We start from the raw sequence: 22328 nt of genomic DNA, 5'->3' as shown, positions 1-22328 counted from the left end.
TCGCGGAAAAACCTCGCGTATAACCGCGACGGCCTCGCAGAAGCTCGGCCCTCCAACAAAAGGGTGATTTTCATTGGGAAATGACGTGACCGCTCACCACCGCAGCATCCGCACGCGGTATTCGCCGCCGAGCACCAGCCATTCCGATTCGCCGCCGAGCAGCCAGCGCGGCAGCAGCCCGTTGAAAAATACCACCTTGGCCAGCGGTACGCGCACCTCCCACACCCGCGAGCCGAATTCCCACGCCACTTCCCGGTCCGAGGTAAACGAACTCAGGCAGTTCAGCTCCACCACCTCCTCCCCGCTGAGGTCCGCCTCCGGCCCGGCGCTCGCCTTGCCCGGGACCGCATCCGTTTTTACCGCGTATTCCTCGGGATCGTGCGTTCCGCGATACAGCGTCACCCAGCGTTCGTGTCCGCCGAACTGGCGCCGCAGTTCGTCCTGGCAAAACGTGTAAAGCAAATCGAGCTGCATCGCCACGCCCATCATGCCCGCCGCGCCGCGCATCCGGTCGTTCCAATAACGCTCCCGCGCGGTCTCGTCCTCGCCGAGCCGCCCGCAATGGAACGTGGCCCGCAGGCCGAACCTGCTCTCCACCCATCCCTTCAGCACCGCGCCCGCCCGCCCGTTGCTGTCCGCGCTCCAGCCGTGCAGGAGCTGCACGTAGCTGTGCCGCAGGCTCGACCGCGCCGAGGCCTGATGCTGCTCCCACTCGTGCAGGCGAAACTTCACCGACACATAATCGTGAAACACATTTCCCCGTTCCGCCTCATCGGCGATGCCGGTCAGTCGCGCGAACAGCCGCGGGTCCATCGTCCGCACGCCCTCGATCTCCAGCCATTCGGGGTCGTCCTGGAATTCCACGGCCCCTATTTTCCACGGCGGCAGGTTGCACCGGCTGAACACCGACAATGCCTGCGCCGACTCCTCGCGCGGGACTGTCCCCGCCGTCCGCTCCGTGCCGGTGGCGCCCTCCTTCGCCGTCTGTGCCGCCGCGTCATTGTTCCGAAAAGTTTCCACGTTTTTTATTTTCAGGTTTTATCTCCCCGCGCCGCCGCCCTCGCCGCTCCACCGGCCCAGCAGCAACAGCCCGCGCGCCTGCGCGCTTATTTCCGCGCGCACCCGCTCGTCCAGCTTTCGCAGCCATCGCTCCGGGATCGCCCGGACTCCCCACAATGCGCCCGCGAGCTGCCCGGTCAGCGCGCCGTTCGTATCCGCGTCGCCGCCGCGGTTGACCGCATCCAGCAGGCACGCCTCGAAAGTCTCCCCGCGGAAAAAAACATCCAGCACCGTCTGCACCGTGTCCACCACGTAGCCGCTCGTCCTTCCCGGCCACGGCTCAAACGCAAACACCCGGTGCCGTGCCACGAGCTCGTCCGCGATCCGCCTGCAATCCCCGCGCTCCCCGCCCGACAACAAAATCCGCGTCATCCGCCCCAACGCCACCGTGGCCTCGTCCGAAAGCGCATGCCCGTGCGTGATGCGCGCCTGCTCGATGCTCCGCTGCGCAAACACCGCGTCCTCGCCCTCCGCCTGGCCCGCGCCGGTGTCCGTCCCGCCCGCATCCCGCGGCGGCGGCGTGCCGAGCGCCACCGGCAGGTTGCGCATCAACGCGCCGTTCCCTCCATCCTCCTCCGCCGGCGCCCCGCGCAAGGTCCCCGTCTGCAAATAACGCCGGATTCCGCGGCGGCAGGTGTTGCCCACATCCACCGGACGGCTCTGGAGCCAGCCCACGAACGAATCCGCCACCGCGCGAAGATTCCATCCGCCGCTCGCCAGCATCGCGCCGCCGAGCGCCAGGCTCATCTGCGTGTCGTCCGTCACCTGTCCCGGCCTCAATCGCAGCCACCCTCCGCCCGTCATCGAATCGTGGATGCCATTGTGTGTGGCCCGGATCTCGCGCGGCGTCATGAACTCCACCGGCGCGCCCAGCGCGTCGCCGACGGCAAACCCGAGATACGCGCCCAATGCGCGCTCTTCCAGCGAGGGCCGCGGCGGGCTCGTTTCGGAAAGCGAAAGCACACTCATTCCGCCTCCTCGCATTGCTTTTTCCATGCCACATTTGCCCCGGCACACCGCCGCCGCTTCCTACATTTTGGTAGGAACGACCCTCTTCGCCCGACTCCGCGGTAGCTTTCCGCGCCCCTCCCCGGCCGCCGTGCCAGGCCCGCGAAAAAAATCCGCATTTTTATCCGCCATCTCAACAAGCACTAACGCCTGTCCCGGGCCCGGCGAAACGCCGGTGGCACCGCATCCGCTAAAGGGGTCTCGTTCCTGAAAACGACATTATCAATCAAATCAACTCGCTCCTTCCGCACATGAGAAAAGTAGCCATTTACGGCAAAGGTGGTATCGGAAAATCCACTACAACACAAAACACCGTCGCCGGTCTCGTCGAGATGGGCAAGAAGGTCATGGTCGTCGGCTGCGACCCCAAGGCCGACTCCACCCGCCTCCTCCTCGGCGGCCTCGCCCAGCGCTCCGTTCTCGACACCCTCCGCGAAGAGGGCGAGGACGTCGAGCTCTCCGACATCCGCTCCCCCGGTTTCTGCAACAGCCTCTGCGTCGAGTCCGGCGGTCCCGAGCCCGGAGTCGGCTGCGCCGGCCGCGGCATCATCACCTCGATCAACATGCTCGAGCAACTCGGCGCCTACGACGAAAGCGAGCAGCTCGACTACGTTTTCTACGACGTCCTCGGCGACGTCGTCTGCGGCGGATTCGCCATGCCGATCCGCGAGGGCAAGGCCGAGGAAATCTACATCGTCTGCTCCGGCGAGATGATGGCCATGTATGCGGCCAACAACATCTCCAAGGGCATCCTCAAGTTCGCCAAGACCGGCAACGTCCGCCTCGGCGGCCTCATCTGCAACAGCCGCAAGGTGGACAACGAGCGCGAGATGATCGAGAAGTTCGCCGAGAAACTCGGCACGCACATGATCCACTTCGTGCCGCGTCACAACGACGTGCAGCGCGCCGAGATCAACCGCAAGACCGTCATCGAGTGGAACAAGGACTGCGAGCAGGCCAACGAGTATCGCGCGCTCGCCAACGCCATTGCCAACAACACCAAGTTCGTCGTTCCCAACCCGCTCTCCATCCAGGAGCTCGAAGACCTCCTCATGGCATACGGCCTGATGAACTGACCTCCACGGAGCTGCGGCGTCCCCGCCGCCGGACGCGCACCAGCGCGCCCCGCCTGTTGACGAGTCTGGACGGGACGATCTCGTCCCGTCCGGCTCCCGCATCCGCATCCCTCCTTCACCATTCGCAACCAAACTATGAGCACCATTTCCGATCCACTCTCCGACGGCGCCTCCTCCTCGGAATCCCCGCCGCCCAATTCCTCCATCGCCTTTGCCGCCGGCATCGACCCCGCGGCCGCGCGCGAGGAAATGCTTAAAATCTATCCCGACAAAACCAAGAAGAAGCGCGCCAAGCAGTTTCTTCTCAACGACCCGGAGAACCCGCCGCAGATCGCCGCCAACACCCGCACCATCCCCGGCATCATCACGCAGCGCGGCTGCACCTACGCCGGCTGCCGCGGCGTCGTCATCGGCCCCATGCACGATGTCCTCCACATCACGCACGGCCCCATCGGCTGCTCCTTCTATTCGTGGCAGACCCGCCGCAACCTCGCCCGCCCGACTCCCGGCCAGATCAACTACCTCCAATATTCGATGACCACCGACATGATGGAGGACGAGATCATCTTCGGCGGGGAAAAGAAACTCGCCGCCGCCATCCGCGAGGCCTACCGCATCTTCAAGCCCAAGGCCATCGCCGTCTACGCCACCTGCCCCGTCGGCCTCATCGGCGACGACATCCACACCGTCTGCCGCCTCGCCAAGGAGGAACTCGGCATCAACATTTTCGGTTTCTCCTGCGAAGGCTACAAGGGCGTCTCCCAGTCCGCCGGCCACCACATCGCCAACAACGGCGTGTTCAAGCACATGGTCGGCCTCGACGATACCCCCGACGACGCCGAGTTCCGCATCAACATGCTCGGTGAATACAACATCGGCGGCGACGCCTGGGAGATCGACTCCCTCCTGCGCAAGTGCGGCATCCACGTCACCGCCACCCTCTCCGGCGACATCTCCTACGAGCAGGTCACCCGCTGCCACACCGTCGACCTCAACATCGTCCAGTGCCATCGCTCCATCAACTACATGGCCGACATGATGGAGAAAAAATTCGGCATCCCCTGGTTCAAGGTCAACTTCATCGGCGCCGAGACCACCGCCAAGTCGCTGCGCAAGATCGCCAAGTATTTCGACTCGAAAAAGCTCACCGATCGCGTCGAGGAAGTCATCGCCCAGGAAATGGCCGTGCTCCGCCCGATCCGCGACGATGTCCGCTCTCGCTGCCAGGGCAAGACCGCCGCCCTCTTCGTCGGCGGCTCCCGCGCCCACCATTATCAGGACCTCTTCCGTGACATGGGCATGAAGACCATCGCCGCCGGCTACGAATTCGCCCATCGCGACGACTACGAAGGCCGCGCCGTGCTCCCCACGATCAAGATCGACGCCGACTCCCGCAACATCGAGGAAATCTCCGTCGAGGCCGATCCGCGGCGGTTCCGCGCCCGCAAGACCCCCGAGCAAAACGCCGCGCTCGAGGCCGGCGGCTTCACCTACAAGGACTACGAGGGCATGATGAAGGAGATGTCCAAAAACACCCTGGTCATCGACGACATCTCGCACCACGAGATCGAGAAGCTCATCGAGATCTACAAACCCGACGTCATCGGCTCCGGCATCAAGGAAAAGTTCATCATCGAAAAACTCGGCGTCCCCTGCAAGCAGCTCCACAGCTACGACTACGGCGGGCCCTACGCCGCCTTCACCGGCGCGGCCAATTTCTACAAGGAAATCGACCGCATGGTGAACACCAAGGTCTGGAAACTCGTCACCGCTCCCTGGAAGGGCGACCCGACGGTTCCCGCCCGTCCCGTCCTGAAACCGAAGGACAAAACCGCCGCCGCCGAAACCGACGACGCCCCCAAAGCCTGGAAGAAATAACGGAGCGGCGGCGGCCCCGCCGCCGGGCGCGCGCCAGCGCGCCCCTCTCCCGATTCTTAATTATTAATCTTTAATTCTTCATTCCAAATCATGCTCAACGGAACCACCGCAGAGATCGTCGAACGCAAGGCGCTTCGCATCAACGCCGCCAAGACCTGCCAGCCCATCGGGGCCATGTATGCCTCGCTCGGCATCCACGGCTGCATGCCGCACAGCCACGGCTCGCAAGGCTGCTGCTCCTATCACCGCTCGCACCTCACCCGCCACTTCAAGGAGCCCGTCGTCGCCACGACCAGCTCCTTCACCGAAGGCGCCTCCGTCTTCGGCGGGCTCGCCAACCTCACCCAGGCGCTCAAAAACATCTTCTCGATCTACAATCCCGACATCGTCGCCGTGCACACCACCTGCCTCTCCGAGGTCATCGGCGACGACGTGCCCACGATCGTGAAGCGCGCGAAGGAGGAAGGCGCCGTCCCCGAGGGCAAGCTCGTCATCCACACCAACACGCCGAGCTTCGTCGGCTCGCACATCACCGGCTTCGCCAACATGGTCTCCTCGATCATCAAGTATCTGGCCGAGCGCACCGGTGAGACGAAAAACCAGATCAACCTCATCCCCGGTTTCGTCGAGCCCGCCGACATGCGCGAGCTCAAGCGCCTCACCCGGCTCATGGGCGTGCCCTTCGTCATGCTCCCCGACACCTCCGGCGTGCTCGACGGCGGGCTCGACGGCGAATACCAGATGTTCCCCAAGGGCGGCACCACCATTCCCGAGATCAAGTCCATGGGCGACAGCATCGCCACGCTCGCGTTCGGCCATTTCACCAGCAACCCCGGAGCCGTCACGCTGGAGAACAAACACAACGTCCCCAGCCAGCTCCTCGAGCTGCCCGTCGGCGTCGGCGGCACCGACGCCTTCATCCAGGCCCTCCGCGCCTTTTCGCCCGACGGGGCCGTGCACGAGGACATCGCCGCCGAGCGCGGCCGCCTCATCGACATGATCAGCGACATGCAGCAGTATTTCCACCAGAAGCGCGTCGCCATCGCCGGAGATCCCGACCACGTCATCGCCATGACCAAGTTCGCCCTCGAGCTCGGCCTGCGGCCCGTTTACGTGATCACCGGCAGCCAGGGCAACCACTTCGAGAAACGCCTCCACGAACTCCTCGATCCCGTCGTGCCCGACGCGAAGATCAAGCAGCAGGCCGACTTCTTCGAGCTGCACCAGTGGATCAAGAACGCCCCCGTGGACCTGATTCTCGCCAACACCTACGGCAAATACATCGCCCGCGTGGAGGACATCCCGCTCGTGCGTTTCGGCTTCCCGATCCTCGACCGCGTCGGCCACCGCTTCTTCACCACGATGGGCTACGCCGGCGCCATCCGCCTGATCGACCAGATCACCGGCGCGCTCTTCGACAAGAAGGACCGCACCTGTCCCGAGGAGTGGTTCGAGCTTGTCATGTAATCCGCCAGCCATGCAAAGCGGCGGCGGAAAACGCCGCCGCTTTTATTCAACGACCGCTTCCCCCCGACAACAAAACTGCCCCTGTCCGACCGATACATTCCACCGATAAAAACAGAGGGCTCTCATGACTGCAACTGACCAGGACGCCGCCTCGGCGAGTTCCCAACCAAGCACGATGCCGCCAGCCTACGCCACCCGCGCCCCAAAGACACCAGCCCCCTCCGCCACCCAGCCCTGCGCCTGCGGCCACGCCCCGACCGCCTGCCAGCCGACCGCCTGCGCCGTCGCCAGCCTCACCGGGTGCAACTGCAACCCCGCCACCATCGCGCGGCTCTCGGCCAGCTCCGATCCGCGCCGCCCTCCGCTCCAGGTCCGCGCCGCCGCGCCCGCCGACGCCGCGCTCCTGCACCGGCTGGTCAGCGAGCTGGCCGCGTATGAAAGCCTGTCGCACGAGGTCGAATCCACGCCCGCCCATTTTGCCGAGCATTTCTTCGGACCCAAGCCCTGGGCCTATGCGCTCCTCGCGCATTATTACGGCATCCCCGCCGGCTTTGCGGTGTGGTATCCGACCTACTCCACCTTCGCCGGACGTCCCGGCGCGTTTCTCGAAGACCTCTACGTGCGCCCCGCGCTGCGCCGGCAGGGCATCGGCCTCGCGCTCCTCACCGCCGCCGCCACCGCCGCCAGCGAACGCGGCTGCGCCCGCCTCGAATGGCGCGCCCTCAAGTGGAACACGCCCGCGCTCGAGTTCTACAAATCCATCGGCGCCACCCCGCTCTCCGAATGGACCACGCTGCGCCGCGAGCTCGTCCCCGCCGCGCCCTGACCCGCGATGAACGCCGCGCAATCCATAAAAATCCTTCCCGCCCGCGCCGCGTCGATCACCGTCGCCGGAACCGGTTCCGCCGCCCCCGCCCCGCTCGCCTGTGACCGCAACAGCCTCGCCGGCTCCGTCACCCAGCGCGCGTGCGCCTTCTGCGGCTCGCGCGTGATCCTCTATCCCATCGCCGACGCCCTCCACCTCGTTCACGGTCCCATCGGCTGCGCGGCCTACACGTGGGACATCCGCGGCGCGCAAAGCAGCGGCGCGCAACTCTTCCGCAACAGCTTCTCCACCGACCTCCAGGAAATGGACGTCATCTACGGCGGCGAAAAAAAACTCGGCGCCGCCCTGCGCGAACTCATCGCCCGCCACTCGCCCAAGGCCGCTTTTGTTTATTCCACCTGCATCGTCGGGCTCATCGGCGACGACGTCGAGGCCATCTGCCGTAGTGTTTCTTTGGATACAGGAATCCCGGTCATCCCGGTCGCCTCCGAGGGCTTCAAAGGCACCAAGAAAACCGGCTACCGCGCCGCCTGCGATGCCGTTTACCGCCTCGTCGGCACCGGCGACACCGCCGGCCTCCCGCCCGTCAGCATCAATCTGCTCGGCGACTTCAACATCGCCGGCGAGACCTGGGTCATCCGCGATTATTTCAAACGCATGGGCGTGCACGTCGTAGCCACGCTCACCGGCGACGGGCGCGTTGATGCCATCCGCCGGTGCCACGGCGCGAAACTCAACCTCGTGCAATGTTCCGGCTCCATGACCTCGCTCGCCAAAATGCTGGAGAAGGACCACGGCATCCCCTTCCGCCGCGTCTCCTTCTTCGGCATCGAGGACATGTCCGCCGCACTCTACGAAGTGGCCGCGTTTTTCGCCCCGCAAGACCCCGGACTGCCCGGCCGCACCCAGACGGTCGTCCGCGAGGAAATCGAAAAACTCATGCCCGAACTGCGCCGCTACCGGGAAAAACTCGCCGGCAAAAAGGCGGCCATCTACGTCGGCGGCGCCTTCAAGGCCTTTTCCCTCGTCCGCGCGCTGCGCACCCTCGGCATGGCCACCGCGCTCGTCGGCACGCAAACCGGCGACAAGGACGACTACGAGATGCTGCGCCGGATGTGCGACCCCGGCACGGTGATCGTTGACGATTCCAACCCGCTCGAACTCGCCAAATTCTGCCTGGAGAAAGACGTCGATCTTTTCATCGGCGGCGTGAAGGAACGCCCCATCGCCTACAAGCTCGGCATCGGCTTCTGCGACCACAACCACGAGCGCAAGGAAGCCCTCGCCGGCTACGTCGGCATGCTCAACTTCGCCCGCGAGGTTTATGCCAGCGTCATGTCACCGGTTTGGCAATACACGCCCCGCCGCGCGCAACGGCACGCCCCGCGCCATCACGAGGAGGCCGCCGCATGATCGCGCCGCCTGAATCCTTCTCGCGCGTCAACGGCTCCGATCCCGAGCCGTATCCGAACGCCACGACCAACGCCTGCAAACTCTGCACGCCACTCGGCGCCTGCCTCGCCTTTCGCGGCGTGCGGGGTGCGATCCCCTTTCTCCACGGCTCGCAAGGCTGCGCCACCTACATCCGGCGCTACGTCATCAGCCATTTCCGCGAACCGATGGACATCGCCGCGTCCAATTTTTCCGAAAGCAGCGCGGTCTTCGGCGGCGGCCTGAATGTCCGCATCGGGCTTGAAAACGTCATCCGCCAATACAAACCCGAACTCGTCGGGCTCGCCACCACCTGCCTCAGCGAAACCATCGGCGAAGACCTCCCCGGCCACCTCCACGATTTCCACGACGGACATCCCGGCGGCGTGGACGGCGCTCCGATTCCGCCCATCGTTCCCGTCTCCTGCGCCAGCTACCGCGGCACCCACGCCAACGGTTTCCACGACACCGTGCACGCCCTCGTGGACACCCTCTGCCCCGGAGCGGCGTCCTCCTCCACTGGGAGCGCCGGCATCCTGCCGGCAGACGACGCGCCCGCGTCGCCCAACGGGACGCGGGCGCCCCTGAAGGACGCCGCCGCCCCGTCGCCTCCCGTCGCCCTTTTCCCCGGCATGCTCTCGCCCGCCGACCTGCGCGAACTCAAGCGCATCGCCGCCGCCTTCGCCCTGCCCGTCACGCTCCTCCCCGACTACAGCGACACCCTCGACGGCCCCTCCTGGGCGGACTACGAAAAACTTCCCTCCGGCGGCACGCCCGTCGAGGCGATTCGCGCCCTTGCCCGCGCGCAGGCCTCCGTCGAATTTGGCCGCGTCCTCGCGCGCGCTCCCGTCACCGCCGCCACCGTGCTCGCACGCCGCCACGGCGTGCTGCCCTGCCGGCTCGGCCTCCCCATCGGGTTGCGCGAAACCGATCGTTTCATCGAGCACCTTGCCGCCCTCGCCGGACGCGAAATGCCCGCCGATCTCACGCGCGAACGCGGTCGGCTCATCGACAGCTGGGTGGACGGCCACAAATACGTTTTCGAAAAACGCGCCATCGTTTACGGCGAGGAGGACCTGGTGGTCGGGCTCGCCTCGCTGCTCGCCGAGTTCGGCGTGACTCCCGTGCTCTGCGCCTCCGGCGGGCGCAGCGGGCATCTCGCCGATGCGCTCCGCGCCGCCGTGCCCGAGCTCGACGAGCGCACCGTCATTCGAGAAGGCGCCGACTTCGCCGACATCGCCGACCAGGCCGCCGCGCTCCAGCCCGATTTTTTCATCGGCTCCAGCAAAGGCTACAGCCTCGCCCGCCGGCTGAATGTTCCGCTCGTCCGCTGCGGCTTTCCCGTCCACGACCGCATCGGCGGCCAGCGCATCCTCCACGTCGGCTACGCCGGGGCGCAGTCCCTGTTCGACCGCATCGTCAACACCCTCCTCGACCGCAAGCAGGCCGACTCGCCCGTCGGTTACGCCTACCTGTAACCAAAATCATGATACACGAAATCACCGAGACCGCCTCGACCGCTGATGCCCCCGGCTCCGTTTGCGCCGACAAAATCAATCCCGCCGCCGTCGCCTTGGATTTCAGCAAGCACCCCTGCTTCAACAAGTCCTCGCACCACACCCACGGGCGCATCCACCTGCCCGTCGCCCCCCGCTGCAACCTCCAGTGCAATTTCTGCAACCGCAAATTCGATTGCATGAACGAGAGCCGCCCCGGCGTCACCAGCGCCGTGCTCACGCCCGCCCAGGCCGCCGATTATCTCGACGACACGCTCAAGCGCGTGCCCAACCTCGCGGTCACCGGCATCGCCGGCCCCGGCGATCCCTTCGCCAATTCGGTCGAGACCATGGCCACGCTCACCGCCGTGCGCCGCCGCCATCCCGACATGATTCTCTGCCTGGCCACCAACGGCCTCGGCATCGGCCCCCACATCGACAATCTCGCCGCGCTCCAGGTCAGCCACGTCACGCTCACCGTCAACGCCGTCGATCCTGCCATCGGAGCGAAAATCTACGCCTGGATTCGCGACGGCCACCGCCCCATGCGCGGCCTCCCCGCCGCGCAGCTCCTCCTTGACCGCCAGCTCGAAGCCATCCGACGCCTCAAGGAGCGCGGCATCGTGGTCAAGATCAACACCATCATCATGCCCGGCATCAACGACCAGCACATCGAGGACGTGGCGAAAAAAATGGCGGAGCTGAAGGTGGACATCATGAACTGCATGGCCTTCCTGCCCGTCGCCGGGGCCGAGTTCGAAAACATTCCCCCGCCCGACGGCGCGCTCGTCGCCGGCACCCGCCTGCGCGCCGGCCGCCATGTCCCGCAGATGACGCACTGCGCCCGCTGCCGCGCGGACGCCGTGGGCCTCATCAACGAGCCGATGTCGCAGGAGCGCCTCGCCACGCTCGCCAGCTTCGCCCGCCCGTCCGCCAAGGACCTTGCCCGCCGCCCCTACATCGCCGTCGCCAGCCAGGAAGGCATGCTCGTCAACCAGCACCTCGGCGAGGCCGCCCGCGTGCTCGTTTTCAAGCAGGACGACGGCACCCCCTCCGGCTGCAAATTCGTGGAAGTCCGCCGCGCGCCCGAGCCCGGCTCCGGTCCCGCCCGCTGGGCCGAGTTTGCCGACCTGCTCCACGACTGCCGCGCGCTCCTCGTCTCCGCCGCCGGCCCGCAGCCCAGGCGCGCCCTCGAGGAACGCGGCGTCCGCGTCATCGAGATGGAGGGCATGATCGAGGAAGGGCTCACCGCCGTTTTCAAAGACCAGCCCATCCCCGCGTCGCTCGCCCGCCGCTTCACCGGCTGCGGCGGCTCCGCCTGCAAAGGCGCCGGCACCGGCTGCGGCTGATCGCTTTTTCTCAACCCACCACAACCCACCATCATGTCACCCACCCTGGCCATCGCCCTCACCAAGCAAGCCAACCGCGAGCACTACACCTCGCTCATGTTTCTCGCCCTCAAATACTGGGCCGAAGCGGAGCACTTTTCCGGATTCGCCGACTTTTTCGGCATCCAGGCGGAGGAGGAGGAATCGCACGCAAAAAAGTTTTACCAGCACCTCACCGACCGCGGCGCCACGCCCGTGATCGGCCCCATCGCGACGCCGCCATCGACGTATCCCGACCTCACCAGCGTCGCCCAGGTGCTCTACGACCACGAGCGCGAAAACACGCGCTGCATCCACGCCGTTTACGAGACCGCGCTCGCCGAGAAGGACTACGCCACGCAGGTCTTCCTCCACGAATTCATCGCCGAGCAGGTCGAGGAGGAAAGCTGGACCGACCAGCTCCTCGAACTCACCCGCCGCGCCACCTGCTCCGGAGGCCTCTTCAACCTCGACCGCCACCTCGTCAAGACCCTCCTCGGCGACGAGGCCAAGTAACCCGTCTTCCCTTTCCCCATCATGTCCAAACCAACTCACCACCTGTTTGTGTGCGGCAGCTTCCGCGCCAACGGCGAACGCCAGGGCGTTTGCCACAAGAAAGACTCCATGAGCCTTCTCTCCTACCTGCAAAGCGAGGTGCAGGACCGCATGATCGACGGCGTCGAAATCGCCGTGACCGGCTGCATGAACTTCTGCGTCAAGGGCCCCGTCATGGTCGATTATCCGACGGGCAATTTTTATCGCGTGCCCGACAACGCCGCCATCGACGCCATCCTCGACGCCATCGAGGAAGACTCTGTCGCCGAGGACTACCTCATCGCCGAATAACAACACCGCCCATTCGTAATTTGTAATTCGTCATTCGTAATTTTTTCAGCCGATGGCCTACAAAATTTCACCCGACAAATGCATCGCCTGCGGAAGCTGCGCCGCCGAGTGCCCCGCCTCCGCCATCAAACCCGGCACGCCCTACCGCATCGAACCCGAGGAATGCCTCGACTGCGGCTCCTGCGAAACCACCTGCCCCGAAGGCGCCATCAGCCCGGGATAAAACGGAGCGGCGGCGTCCCCGCCGCCGGACGCGCAACGCGCGCCCCCTACACCGCAGCATGCCCGCCGAACTCCAGCTCATCGACACCACCCTGCGCGACGGCCTGCAAGCGCCCGGCGTGGTCGTCTCTCGCGCCGACAAGGTCGCCATCGCCCGCGCGCTCGTCGATGCGGGCGTGCCGCTGCTGGAGGTCGGCATCCCCGCCATGGGCGCCGACAGCATCGCCGACATCGACGCGGTCGCCGACGCCGTCGGCCCCGCCCGCGTGCTCACCTGGTGCCGCGCCCATCCCGACGACCTCCGCGCCGCCGCGTCCACCCGCGCCGCGCACGTCCACCTCTCATTTCCCGTCTCTGATCTCCACCTGCTCGCTTGGGGACGCACCCGCGCCTGGGTGCTGGAAACCCTGCGCTCGCTCGCCGGCCGGGCGCGCGAACGCTTCGCCACCGTCTCGGTCGGAGCCCAGGACGCCTCGCGCGCCGATCCCGGCTTCCTCGACGCCTTCGCCGCGGCCGCCCGCGAAACCTCCGCCGACCGTATTCGTATAGCGGATACCGTCGGCGTCTGGACGCCCTCCCGCGCGGCCGGCGTCGTCGCGCGCCTCCGCGCCATCGCCCCGCCGGTCATCATCCACGCGCACAACGACCTCGGCCTCGCCACGGCCAACACCCTTGCCGCCGTCGAGGCGGGCGCGGCCTGGGCCGACGTGACCGTCAACGGCCTCGGCGAGCGCGCCGGCAACGCCGCCCTCGAGGAAGTCGTCATGGCCTGGCGCGTGGGCTGCGACGGTTTCACCCGGATCGACACCGCCCGGCTCGGCCCCCTCTCCGACCTGGTCGCCCGTGCCGCCAGCCGGCCCGTTCCCGCTGCCAAGCCCATTGTCGGCTCCGCCGTGTTCACGCACGAATCCGGCCTGCACTGCGCCGGCCTCCTGCGCGACCGCCGTACCTATGAGCCGATTGCGCCGGCCCTCGTCGGACGCGCGGAACAGCCCTTCGTGATCGGCGAAAAAACCGGCTCCACCTCGCTCGCCGCCGCCCTCGCCGGACTGGGCGCCACCGCCGACATCCCCCGGCTGCTGCCCCTCGTGCGCCAGGCCGCCCGCTCCGCCCGCCGCGCCCTCACCACGCCGGAACTGCTCGCCCTCGCGCGTCAGTCCCTTTCCTGAACCGCCGCCCGCGCGCCTTTCATTCCGCAATCCGCAATCCACAATCCGCATTCCGCAACCCATGCCCTTCCAAAGCTACGAAGCCACCGCCGCGAACAACGGCGAATGGCTGCTTCAAAACCCGCTGCTCCTGCTCTTCTCGGGCAACAACGGCATCATTGCCCGCCACCTCCGCGCATCCCTGCCCATGCCCGAGGATCAATGCTGGACCCTGCTGGAAGACGACATCCAGGACCTGATGGATCCCGCGCCCCCGCCGCCCGTCCCCCCCGCCGCCCGGCATCGCTGGATGATCTTTGCGCAAAACGAAAACGGCGGCCTGCGCCTGAGCCGCGTGGAGCGCATCCGCGGCCTTTCCGACCGCCAGACCGAATTGCTCATTACCCTGAGCCCGCTGGTTCTGAAATCATTGTCTGCGGACAGGACCCGCTGCGTTGTGCAGCAGCCGGCCAACGCCCGCCAATGGAGCGAAGAACTCGCCCTCGACGGCGGCGTCGCCAACCTGGCCGGCCCCTGGACCTGGTGCGCCCGCGAGCTCAACATCGGCGCCGCCGTCATGGGAGGAAAATGACGGGGTGACCCGATGCTCCGCCGCTCACCCGATCCGCCGGGCTTGGGCCTGGGCTCGCAGGCAAAGCTCGGCGGCCTTGAAGGCGTGCGCCTGGGTCATGGCGTGCTCCGTGCGGTTGAGACAATCGAGAATCAACTCACCAAAAAAACGGAACCCCACCTGCCCCGTCACCGCCATGTGATGCTCGCCTTTTTCATCCACGAGATACACATGGTCGCCAGCCGCGTCGCGCCCCACGTCGATGTATTTGCGCAATTCAATATAACCCTTCGTCCCCAGAATGATCGTGCGCCCGTCGCCCCAAGTGCGGAGACCGTCGGGCGTGAACCAATCCACCCGCACGTAATTTGACGCACCATTGTCGGCGAGCAAGGTCGCCTGGCCGAAATCCTCCAGTTCGGGCGTGTCGGGATTGGCGAAATTCCCAACCGAGGCATCCAGCACGGTCGCATCCGTCGCGCCCGTATAATGGAGAAACTGCTCGAATTGGTGGCTGCCGATGTCGCACAAAATCCCGCCGTAGCTTTCGCGCTCGAAAAACCACGCCGGCCGCGTGGGTTTGTTGAGCCGGTGCGGGCCGAGCCCGATCACCTGCACCACGCGGCCGATCACGCCGTCCGCGACCAAGTCGCTGGCAACCGCCGCGGATTCCACGTGCAGCCGTTCGCTGAAATACACCATGTATTTGCGGCCCGTGCGCGCGACGGTCTCCCGTGCCCGGTCGAGTTGCGCGAGCGTGGTGAAAGGCGTTTTGTCGGTAAAATAATCCTTGCCCGCCTCCATCACGCGGCAGCCGAGTCGTCCGCGCTCATTGGGCACGGCCGCGGCGGCCACGAGCCTGATGTCGGCCTGGTCCAGAATCTCGTCGAGCGAGCGGGCGGCCTTGGCCTGCGGAAATTTTTCCCGGAACGCCTCCACCTTTTTCGGATCGGGATCATACACCCAGCGCAATTCCGCGCCCGCCTCGGTGAGCCCGTTGCATTGCCCGTAAATGTGGCCGTGGTCGAGATGCGCGGCGGCGAAGGCAAACTCGCCGGGCTTCACGACAGGCTGGGGTTTGCCTTTCGGCGCGTAATTCATGCCGTCGCCTTTTTGCGCGGCGGGTGGCGGAGGCGTGTCTGGGATGGGAGGAGAAAACGGTTTCATGGCGGATGTTTGTGGCTAACGCAGGATAAACGAAAAAGATACGATAATCCGGGACAAGTCTCTTTGTAAACTCAATCATGCCCGAGGTCGCATTTGTCGAGACAGTGCTTGACAGGCCATAAATAAAGTAACAATTTTGGTTACATTAATTATGAGCGGCAATTCCAGATTTGCATCCAGCGTGCATGTGCTCGCCTACCTCGCCTACAAGGAGGGGGCGGCGACCACGTCCGCCGAGATCGCGTCGAGCGTGGACACCAATCCCGTCGTTGTCCGCCGTCTGCTCTCCACGCTCGTGAAGGCCCGCCTGGTCACCGCCCACAAGGGAGCCGCCGGCGGTTTCAGCCTCGCCAGCACCCCGGCCAATATCACCTTGCTGGCCATCCACCGCGCCGTCGAGCCGCGGCCCGATCACGGGCTGGCCCGCTTCGCCCCCAACCACAAATGTCCCGTCGGCGCCCGCATCGAGACCATCCTGCGCGCCGCCTTTTTCAAGGCCCAGTCCGGCATGGAGGCCGAACTCGCCCGCATCTCGCTCGAAGACATCAACCAGCAGATCAAACCCGTCTGCGCCGGAAAACACTGAGTTTTCATTTCCCATTAAATGTAACAATTATAGTTACATTAAAATCAACCGCAACCAATGACATCATCATGAACACCGAAAACACCACACCGGTCCTCCTCCACATCGACGCCAGCCCGCGCGGCGCGCGTTCGCACAGCCGCCGCCTCGGCCGCGACTTCACCGCCTCCTGGCAGGCCGCTCATCCCGGCGGGCGCGTCGTCAGCCGCGATCTCGGCCACGAGCCGCCGCCCTTTGTCACCGAAGCCTGGGTCGAAGGCGCGTTCACGCCGCCCGACGGCCATTCGCCCGACGCGCGCCAGGCGATGGCGAAATCCGACGAGTTGGTGGACGAGCTTTTGTCCGCCTCCGAGATCGTGATCACCACGCCGATCTACAATCTTTCCCTTCCCGCCGTCCTCAAGGCCTGGATCGACCAGATTTCGCGCGTCGGCCGCACCTTCACGATGGGGCCCGACGGTTACAAGGGCCTCGTGGGAGCGCGGCGGACCACCATCATCGTCGCCAGCGGCAGCGACTTCCGTCCGGGCGGGCCAAACGGAGCGCTGAACTTCCTTGAACCTTATCTGCGCGGCGTGCTCGGTTTCATCGGGCTCGCCAATGTGCGCTTTGTCTACGCGCACAGCCTCAACGACGGCAACCCGCAGCGCGAGGCCTCGCTGGCCGAGGCGGGCACCACGGCGCGGCAACTCGCCGCCGCCTGACCGCGCGCACACAGCACGCTTGCCCTCGCCCGCCGGATGTCATCCGCTGGCGGGCGATGTCGTTCTACGCCGACCTGCACATCCACTCCAAATACTCCCGGGCCACCAGCGGAGACCTCGATTTCTACCACCTCGCGCTCTGGGCCAAAAAAAAGGGCGTCCGCGTCGTCGGCACCGGCGATTTCACCCACCCCGCCTGGATCGCCGCGATCAAGGATGAACTCGTGCCCGCCGAGCCCGGCCTCTTCCGCCTGCGCGACGACCTCGAAGCCGCCGTCAACGCCGAGATCGGCCCCTGCGCCGCCGCCGACGCGCCGGTCCGCTTCCTCCTCGAGGTGGAAATCTCCACCATCTACAAGCAGGGCGACAAGGTCCGCAAGGTCCACCACCTCCTCTACGCGCCCGACATCGCCAGCGCCGAGCGCATGACCGGCCGCCTCGCCCGCATCGGCAACATCGCCTCCGACGGGCGCCCCATCCTCGGGCTCAACTCGCGCGACCTGCTCGAAATCTGCCTCGAAGCCGGCGAAGGCTGTTACCTCGTCCCCGCGCACATCTGGACGCCGTGGTTCAGCGTCTTCGGCTCCAAGTCCGGCTTTGACCGCCTCGACGAATGCTACGGCGACCTCTCTTCGCACATCTTCGCACTCGAAACCGGCCTCTCCTCCGACCCGCCGATGAACTGGCAGATTTCGATGCTCGACGGCTACCGGCTCGTCTCCAGTTCCGACGCGCACTCGCCCGGCAATCTCGGGCGCGAGGCCAGCCGCTTCGACTGCGCGATGGATTATTTCGCCATCCGCGACGCCCTCGCCACCGGCCGCGGCTATGCCGGCTCCGTCGAATTTTTTCCCGAAGAGGGCAAATATCACATGGACGGGCACCGGGCCTGCAACTTCCGTTGCGAGCCGGCGGAATCGCGCCGCCTCGGCAACAAATGCCCCGTCTGCGGCGCCCCGCTCACGCTCGGCGTGCATTACCGCGTGCTCGAACTCGCCGACCGCGCCGAACCGCAAAAACCCGCCGGGGCCGCGCCCTTCCGCAGCTTCATCCCGCTGCCGGAAATTTTGGGAGAGCTCCACGGGACCGGCTCGAAAAGCAAAACCGTGCGCGCGGCCTGGGAGCAGGCCATCGCCCGGCTCGGCCCGGAACTCGATATTCTCGGCGACCTGCCACCCGGCGAAATCGACCGTGCCGCCTCGCCGCTCCTGGCCGAGGCGATCCGCCGCATGCGCGCCGGCGAGGTCATCCGCGAAGGCGGCTTCGACGGCGAATACGGCGTCATCCGCGTGTTCAAACCGGGCGAGCTCGAAACCGCCAAATCCGCCGCCCTGCTCTTCGATTTGCCCGAGCCGGACGTTTCGCAAAAGAAAACGAAGACAGCGAAAAACGCAGCTCCGATTTCGTCCGGGAAACCCGGCGAGCCATTGGCCGCCTCCTCCGGCCTGACTCCGGAACCGGAATCCCCAGCCCCCTCCGTTTCCTCCGTTGCCCCCTGTGAAAAAAACGCCTTCCCCCTTCTCGCCGGCCTTGATCCCGACCAGCGCGCCGCCGCCGCCATCGTCTCCGGCCCGCTGCTCATCATCGCCGGTCCCGGCACGGGCAAAACCCGCACGCTCACGCACCGCATCGCGCACCTCATCGCCGACCACGACGCCGCGCCGGAATCCTGCCTAGCCATCACCTTCACCCGCCGCGCCGCCGGCGAAATGCGCGAACGCCTCGAGCAACTTCTCCCCGACGGACGCGGCGCCCGCGTGCCGGTGACGACCTTCCACGCGCTCGGCCTGCTCATCCTCCGCGAACAACAGGAAAAACTCGGCCTCGGAGCTCCGCTCCGCGTGGCAGGCGAGCGCGAGGCATTCGCCCTCGCCCGCGAGGCGCTCGGAGTCTCCGCCGCCGACACCCGCCGCCTGCTCGCCGACCGCGCCTCCATTCCCGCCGCCTACATCCAGGCGCTGCGCGCCCGCGGCCTCGTGGATTTCGACGACCTCATCGCGCTCACCGTCGATCTCCTCGCCGCCGATCCCGCGCTCGCCGCGCACTACCGCGCCCGCTGGCCGCACCTCTCCATCGACGAATACCAGGATGTGGACGAACGCCAGTATCGACTCGTCCAACACCTGACAGGCGCGGAGGAATTTTCGATTTTGGATTCTCGATTTGGCAGGCATGTCGCTTCGCTCGGAACGATTGGGGAGCTGCCGCTCCCGCCTGCATCCGGCGTGGCAGCGCCTTCAATCGAAAATCGAGAATCCAAAATCGAAAATTCCTCCAGCCTCTGCGCCATCGGCGACCCCGACCAGGCGATCTACGGCTTCCGCGGCACCGACGTGCGTTTCTTCCAGCAATTCCAGGCCGACCATCCCGGCGCGCGCGTCGTCCAGCTCACGCGCAACTATCGCTCCGCCCGCCTCATCGTCGAGGCCGCCCTGCAAGCCGTCGCCCCCACCACGCTCGTGCGCGACCGCGCCCTGCGCGCGCAGAATGCCGACGCCACGCGCCTCACGCTGCGCGAATGCGGCACCGACCGCGCCGAGGCCGAATTTGTGGTCGCAACCATCGAGCGCCTCGTCGGCGGCACCAGCCTCACCTCGTTCGACACCGGGCGCGTCGCCACCGCCGCCACCCCGCCCGCCTCCGCCGCCGCGCCCGCGCACTACGCCTTCAACGATATCGCCGTCCTTTACCGCACCGACGCGCAAACCCCGCCGCTCGTCGATGCGCTCGCCCGCTCCGGCATTCCGTTCCAAAAACGCGCGCACGGCCCGCTCGCCGCGCATGCCACCGTGCAGGCGCTCATCGACCAGATCAAAATCCTGCCGCCCGGCGCCCCGCTCGCCGAACGCCTCGCGCAGGCCGCCGCCGCGCTTGCCCGCGCCGAACAGCCCGACGCCGACCTGCGCGCCATCGCCGACGCGCTTCGCCCGCTCGCCGAAAAACACGGCGCCGACCTCGACGCCTTCCAGAGCGAACTCGCGCTCGGCGCGGACGTGGACCTGCACGACGCCCGCGCCGAGCGTGTATCCTTGCTGACACTACACGCGGCCAAGGGGCTGGAATTTCGCGTTGTCTTTCTCGTCGGCTGCGAAGACGGCCTGCTGCCGCACCGCTTCGGCTACGGCGATGACGCCGCCGAAACCGACATCGCCGAGGAGCGCCGCCTGTTCTTCGTCGGCCTCACGCGCGCGAAGGAGCGTCTTTTCCTTTCCCACGCCCGCCGCCGCCACTGGCAGGGCGCGTTGCGCGACCGTTATCCGTCGCCCTTCCTGCGCGACATCCGCGACACGCTCCTCGACCGCCAGCGCGAGGCCGCGCCAGCCGCGCCGCGCCCGCGCCAGCTTGATCTGTTTTGAGCCGGGCGGAGCCTGCGCCCGTCGCTATCAGGATATTCCCAACCCCTTGTTCATGATGGATCATTGATTTTTATCATTTTCCTTGCCGTCCCTCCCGCCGCGACTTTTTCTGTCCGCAATTTTGCTTCGCCCCCGGTCTTCGCGGTCACCGAAAAATATATTAAATTAATCACATGCAATATGCGTGCTTCGTATAAAACTCCCGGGGCCGCTGTTTTCTCCCCGTTGTTTCTCATCACAAACACAGGGCGGTTTTGTGCGATTCCCGTGTGGATCGCGCTCCTTGTTTTTTGCGCGCCGCGGATTTGCGCGCAGGACGCGCCGGCGGCGGCCGGCGACGGCAAAAGCTATTTCGAGCCGGCGCCGGACGACGACGGGACCGTCGTGAAGCTTCCGACCTACCGGGTCGTCGAGCAGCGCATCCTGCCGCCGCCGGAGTCGTGGCTCTACACGGCGATTCCGGGCTTTGAGGTGCTCTCCAACGCCTCCCGGCGCGGCACCCGCGCGTTTCTGGACGACTTTGTCCGCTTCCAAGCGGCGCTGAGCGTCGTATGGCCGGCGTTTGCGGGCGGGAAAAGCACGCGCACGCCGACGCTCATGATAATATGCGGGAAAACCGGCGCGTATGAATCGCTCGGCCTGCAGGCGGAGGAGGCTGACGCCGGAATCTATGGCAGGGCCTTCTTTGTGGAGGACGACGAGCGCTCCGCCATTGTCATTGATTACAATTATATAATTTTCGACGAGAACTCGGTTTTCAGCCTGGAGCCGGACCGGGAGGACGAGAATGCAGGTCTCGGCTCAACAGTGGGGCAGACCGGCTACGGCCCCATCTCCGATCCTTTCAAGACGCTCTATAATCAATACACCCGATTCCGCCTGCGCCGCCTGCTGGGGAAAAAGGCCCCGCCGCCATGGTTCGAGGAGGGCATGGCCCGGTTGATAGAGACGATGGATTTTTCGGGCAAACGCATAGAATTCGGCAAGCTGGACGAATCGAAGTTTATAACCAGCCCTTACGAGTCGATGGACAATCTCGCCCAAGCCGCCGCCAATGACGGCGAGATAGGGAGTGGCATCAACCATGATCTCGGGCTGGCTATAATGGGCCGCAAGGCAGGCATTCTCCAAAATCGGGGGAATCCCCTGCTGCCGATGGCCAAGCTCCTCGCCCCCGATGCCAAGCCCACCAAGGCGTGGTCGAACCAGTGTTATTTATTCGCCCACATGTGCCTGTATGGAAACCGGAAGGAATACCAGCGCGGTTTTATAAAACTGGCGATGCGCTCGCTCAGCGAGCCTGTCACCGAGGAATTGTTCAAGCAATGCCTTGGAACTTCCTACAAAAAAATGGGCGTCAAACTGCGCGAATACCTGGCGACAGGCTGGCATTATGCGCAAATCTACGAGCCGTCGGCGCGCGGGGCCGACTTTTTCGCCGGCATCGCCAAGGTCGAGCCGCGCGACGCCACGCAGGCGGAAATCGGGCGCGTCAAGGGCGAGGTGCTGCGGCTCGGCGGCCGCCCCGTCGAGTCGCGGGACGCGTTTATCATTCCGTATCTGCGCGGCGAGCGCGACCCGGCCCTGCTCGCCTCGCTCGGCCTGCTGGAAAGCCTGGAAAACCGCGAGGACCGCGCGCTCAAGTTTCTGGACGCGGCGGCGAAGGCCAAGGCCGAGCGGCCGCGCGCCTACCTGGAGCTCGCCAAACTCCGCCTTCGGAAAACCGAGGCCGCCACGGGCGCCCCCGACGGCCCGCTCGACGACGCCCAGGTTGATTACATATTGGAGCCGTTGCTGGCCGCGCGCGGGCAGCCGCCGCCGATGACCGGCGTGTATTCGCTCATCGGCGATGTTTTGCTGCGCGCCGAACAGCCGCCGGACGCGGCACGGCTGGAAATCATGCTGGAGGGCGTCCGGCATTTCCCGAACGACGGCGTGCTGATTTACAAGGCCGCGTTGTTATATGCAAATCACGGCGATCCGGAGCGGGCGCGGACGCTGATCGGACACGGGCTGAAAATCTCGATAAACGCCAGATACAGCGCGGAGCTGGAAAAATTGCGGGCCCGCCTGCCCGGTGGCGACAGGCCGAAAACAGGCGCGCCGCCCTGACGGATGCT

General features: G+C 65.9%; 19 protein-coding genes. 16 read left to right on the top strand and 3 right to left on the bottom strand.

Translation table 11 applies throughout. The features are described 5' to 3' along the window. Nucleotides 1-93 precede the first annotated feature (93 nt). Together OH491_RS22855 and draG are read right to left on the bottom strand one after the other, a co-directional pair. Nucleotides 94-1020 carry an NAD(+)--dinitrogen-reductase ADP-D-ribosyltransferase gene (locus OH491_RS22855; RefSeq protein ID WP_334319042.1) on the bottom strand — a complete coding sequence of 309 codons (927 nt, stop codon included), beginning with the start codon at nt 1018-1020 and terminating at the stop codon, nt 94-96. A gap of 18 nt (nt 1021-1038) precedes the next feature. Further along, nucleotides 1039-2028: an ADP-ribosyl-[dinitrogen reductase] hydrolase gene (draG, locus tag OH491_RS22850; protein WP_068768886.1), complete on the bottom strand. Its 990-nt coding sequence runs from the start codon at nt 2026-2028 to the stop codon at nt 1039-1041. A gap of 269 nt (nt 2029-2297) precedes the next feature. Between draG and nifH the strand changes: the two genes are divergently transcribed. From nifH to OH491_RS22790, 12 genes are all read left to right on the top strand, one after another. After that, a complete protein-coding gene (nifH, locus tag OH491_RS22845; protein WP_334319212.1) occupies nt 2298-3143 on the top strand; it encodes a nitrogenase iron protein in 846 nt (281 codons plus the stop codon). A gap of 135 nt (nt 3144-3278) precedes the next feature. Continuing rightward, nucleotides 3279-5021 carry a nitrogenase molybdenum-iron protein alpha chain gene (gene nifD / locus OH491_RS22840; protein WP_084441845.1) on the top strand — a complete coding sequence of 581 codons (1743 nt, stop codon included), beginning with the start codon at nt 3279-3281 and terminating at the stop codon, nt 5019-5021. A gap of 90 nt (nt 5022-5111) precedes the next feature. Continuing rightward, the gene (nifK, locus tag OH491_RS22835; protein ID WP_334319043.1) at nt 5112-6488 is read left to right on the top strand and encodes a nitrogenase molybdenum-iron protein subunit beta; all 1377 of its coding nucleotides are present in this window, start codon (nt 5112-5114) and stop codon (nt 6486-6488) included. Between the two features lie 124 nt (nt 6489-6612). After that, on the top strand, nt 6613-7314 hold the full coding sequence (locus tag OH491_RS22830) for a GNAT family N-acetyltransferase (RefSeq protein WP_342750716.1): 702 nt from the start codon (nt 6613-6615) through the stop codon (nt 7312-7314). A gap of 6 nt (nt 7315-7320) precedes the next feature. Beyond that, entirely contained in the window at nt 7321-8727 is a 1407-nt protein-coding gene (gene nifE, locus OH491_RS22825; RefSeq protein WP_145928571.1) for a nitrogenase iron-molybdenum cofactor biosynthesis protein NifE, read from the top strand. After that, nucleotides 8724-10223: a nitrogenase component 1 gene (locus OH491_RS22820; RefSeq protein ID WP_068768889.1), complete on the top strand. Its 1500-nt coding sequence runs from the start codon at nt 8724-8726 to the stop codon at nt 10221-10223. Before nifE ends, OH491_RS22820 begins: the two co-directional genes overlap by 4 nt. Nucleotides 10224-10231: 8 nt before the next feature. Continuing rightward, nucleotides 10232-11590 carry a radical SAM protein gene (locus OH491_RS22815; RefSeq protein ID WP_068768890.1) on the top strand — a complete coding sequence of 453 codons (1359 nt, stop codon included), beginning with the start codon at nt 10232-10234 and terminating at the stop codon, nt 11588-11590. Between the two features lie 33 nt (nt 11591-11623). Further along, entirely contained in the window at nt 11624-12124 is a 501-nt protein-coding gene (locus tag OH491_RS22810; RefSeq protein WP_068768891.1) for a ferritin, read from the top strand. A 21-nt stretch (nt 12125-12145) separates the two neighbouring features. Then, entirely contained in the window at nt 12146-12454 is a 309-nt protein-coding gene (locus OH491_RS22805; protein WP_068768892.1) for a (2Fe-2S) ferredoxin domain-containing protein, read from the top strand. 52 nt (nt 12455-12506) lie between these two features. Beyond that, nucleotides 12507-12677, top strand: a complete 171-nt coding sequence (locus tag OH491_RS22800; RefSeq protein ID WP_068768893.1) for an indolepyruvate ferredoxin oxidoreductase subunit alpha — start codon at nt 12507-12509, stop codon at nt 12675-12677. Between the two features lie 58 nt (nt 12678-12735). Next, nucleotides 12736-13845, top strand: a complete 1110-nt coding sequence (locus tag OH491_RS22795) for a homocitrate synthase/isopropylmalate synthase family protein (RefSeq protein ID WP_068768894.1) — start codon at nt 12736-12738, stop codon at nt 13843-13845. Nucleotides 13846-13906: 61 nt separating this feature from the next. After that, nucleotides 13907-14416 (top strand): hypothetical protein, encoded by a 510-nt coding sequence (locus tag OH491_RS22790; protein WP_068768895.1) that lies wholly within the window; start codon nt 13907-13909, stop codon nt 14414-14416. Between the two features lie 24 nt (nt 14417-14440). Here OH491_RS22790 and OH491_RS22785 read toward each other — a convergent pair whose 3' ends face one another. Beyond that, nucleotides 14441-15562: a Gfo/Idh/MocA family protein gene (locus OH491_RS22785; protein WP_068768896.1), complete on the bottom strand. Its 1122-nt coding sequence runs from the start codon at nt 15560-15562 to the stop codon at nt 14441-14443. A gap of 151 nt (nt 15563-15713) precedes the next feature. Between OH491_RS22785 and OH491_RS22780 the strand changes: the two genes are divergently transcribed. The 4 genes from OH491_RS22780 to OH491_RS22765 all read left to right on the top strand — a co-directional run bounded on the left by OH491_RS22780 (nt 15714) and on the right by OH491_RS22765 (nt 22320). Continuing rightward, nucleotides 15714-16148 (top strand): Rrf2 family transcriptional regulator, encoded by a 435-nt coding sequence (locus OH491_RS22780; RefSeq protein WP_068768897.1) that lies wholly within the window; start codon nt 15714-15716, stop codon nt 16146-16148. A 68-nt stretch (nt 16149-16216) separates the two neighbouring features. Next, the gene (locus OH491_RS22775) at nt 16217-16852 is read left to right on the top strand and encodes an FMN-dependent NADH-azoreductase (RefSeq protein WP_068768898.1); all 636 of its coding nucleotides are present in this window, start codon (nt 16217-16219) and stop codon (nt 16850-16852) included. A 56-nt stretch (nt 16853-16908) separates the two neighbouring features. Next, nucleotides 16909-20208: a UvrD-helicase domain-containing protein gene (locus OH491_RS22770; RefSeq protein WP_068768899.1), complete on the top strand. Its 3300-nt coding sequence runs from the start codon at nt 16909-16911 to the stop codon at nt 20206-20208. A 267-nt stretch (nt 20209-20475) separates the two neighbouring features. Further along, a complete protein-coding gene (locus OH491_RS22765; RefSeq protein ID WP_145928572.1) occupies nt 20476-22320 on the top strand; it encodes a tetratricopeptide repeat protein in 1845 nt (614 codons plus the stop codon). Nucleotides 22321-22328: the final 8 nt, after the last annotated feature.

Origin of the sequence: Termitidicoccus mucosus, assembly GCF_038725785.1 — a bacterium.
GTDB classification, from domain to species: Bacteria; Verrucomicrobiota; Verrucomicrobiia; order Opitutales; family Opitutaceae; genus Termitidicoccus; species Termitidicoccus mucosus.
Note: the sequence above shows the minus strand (reverse complement) of the source record. Positions and strands in the feature narration are given on the sequence as shown.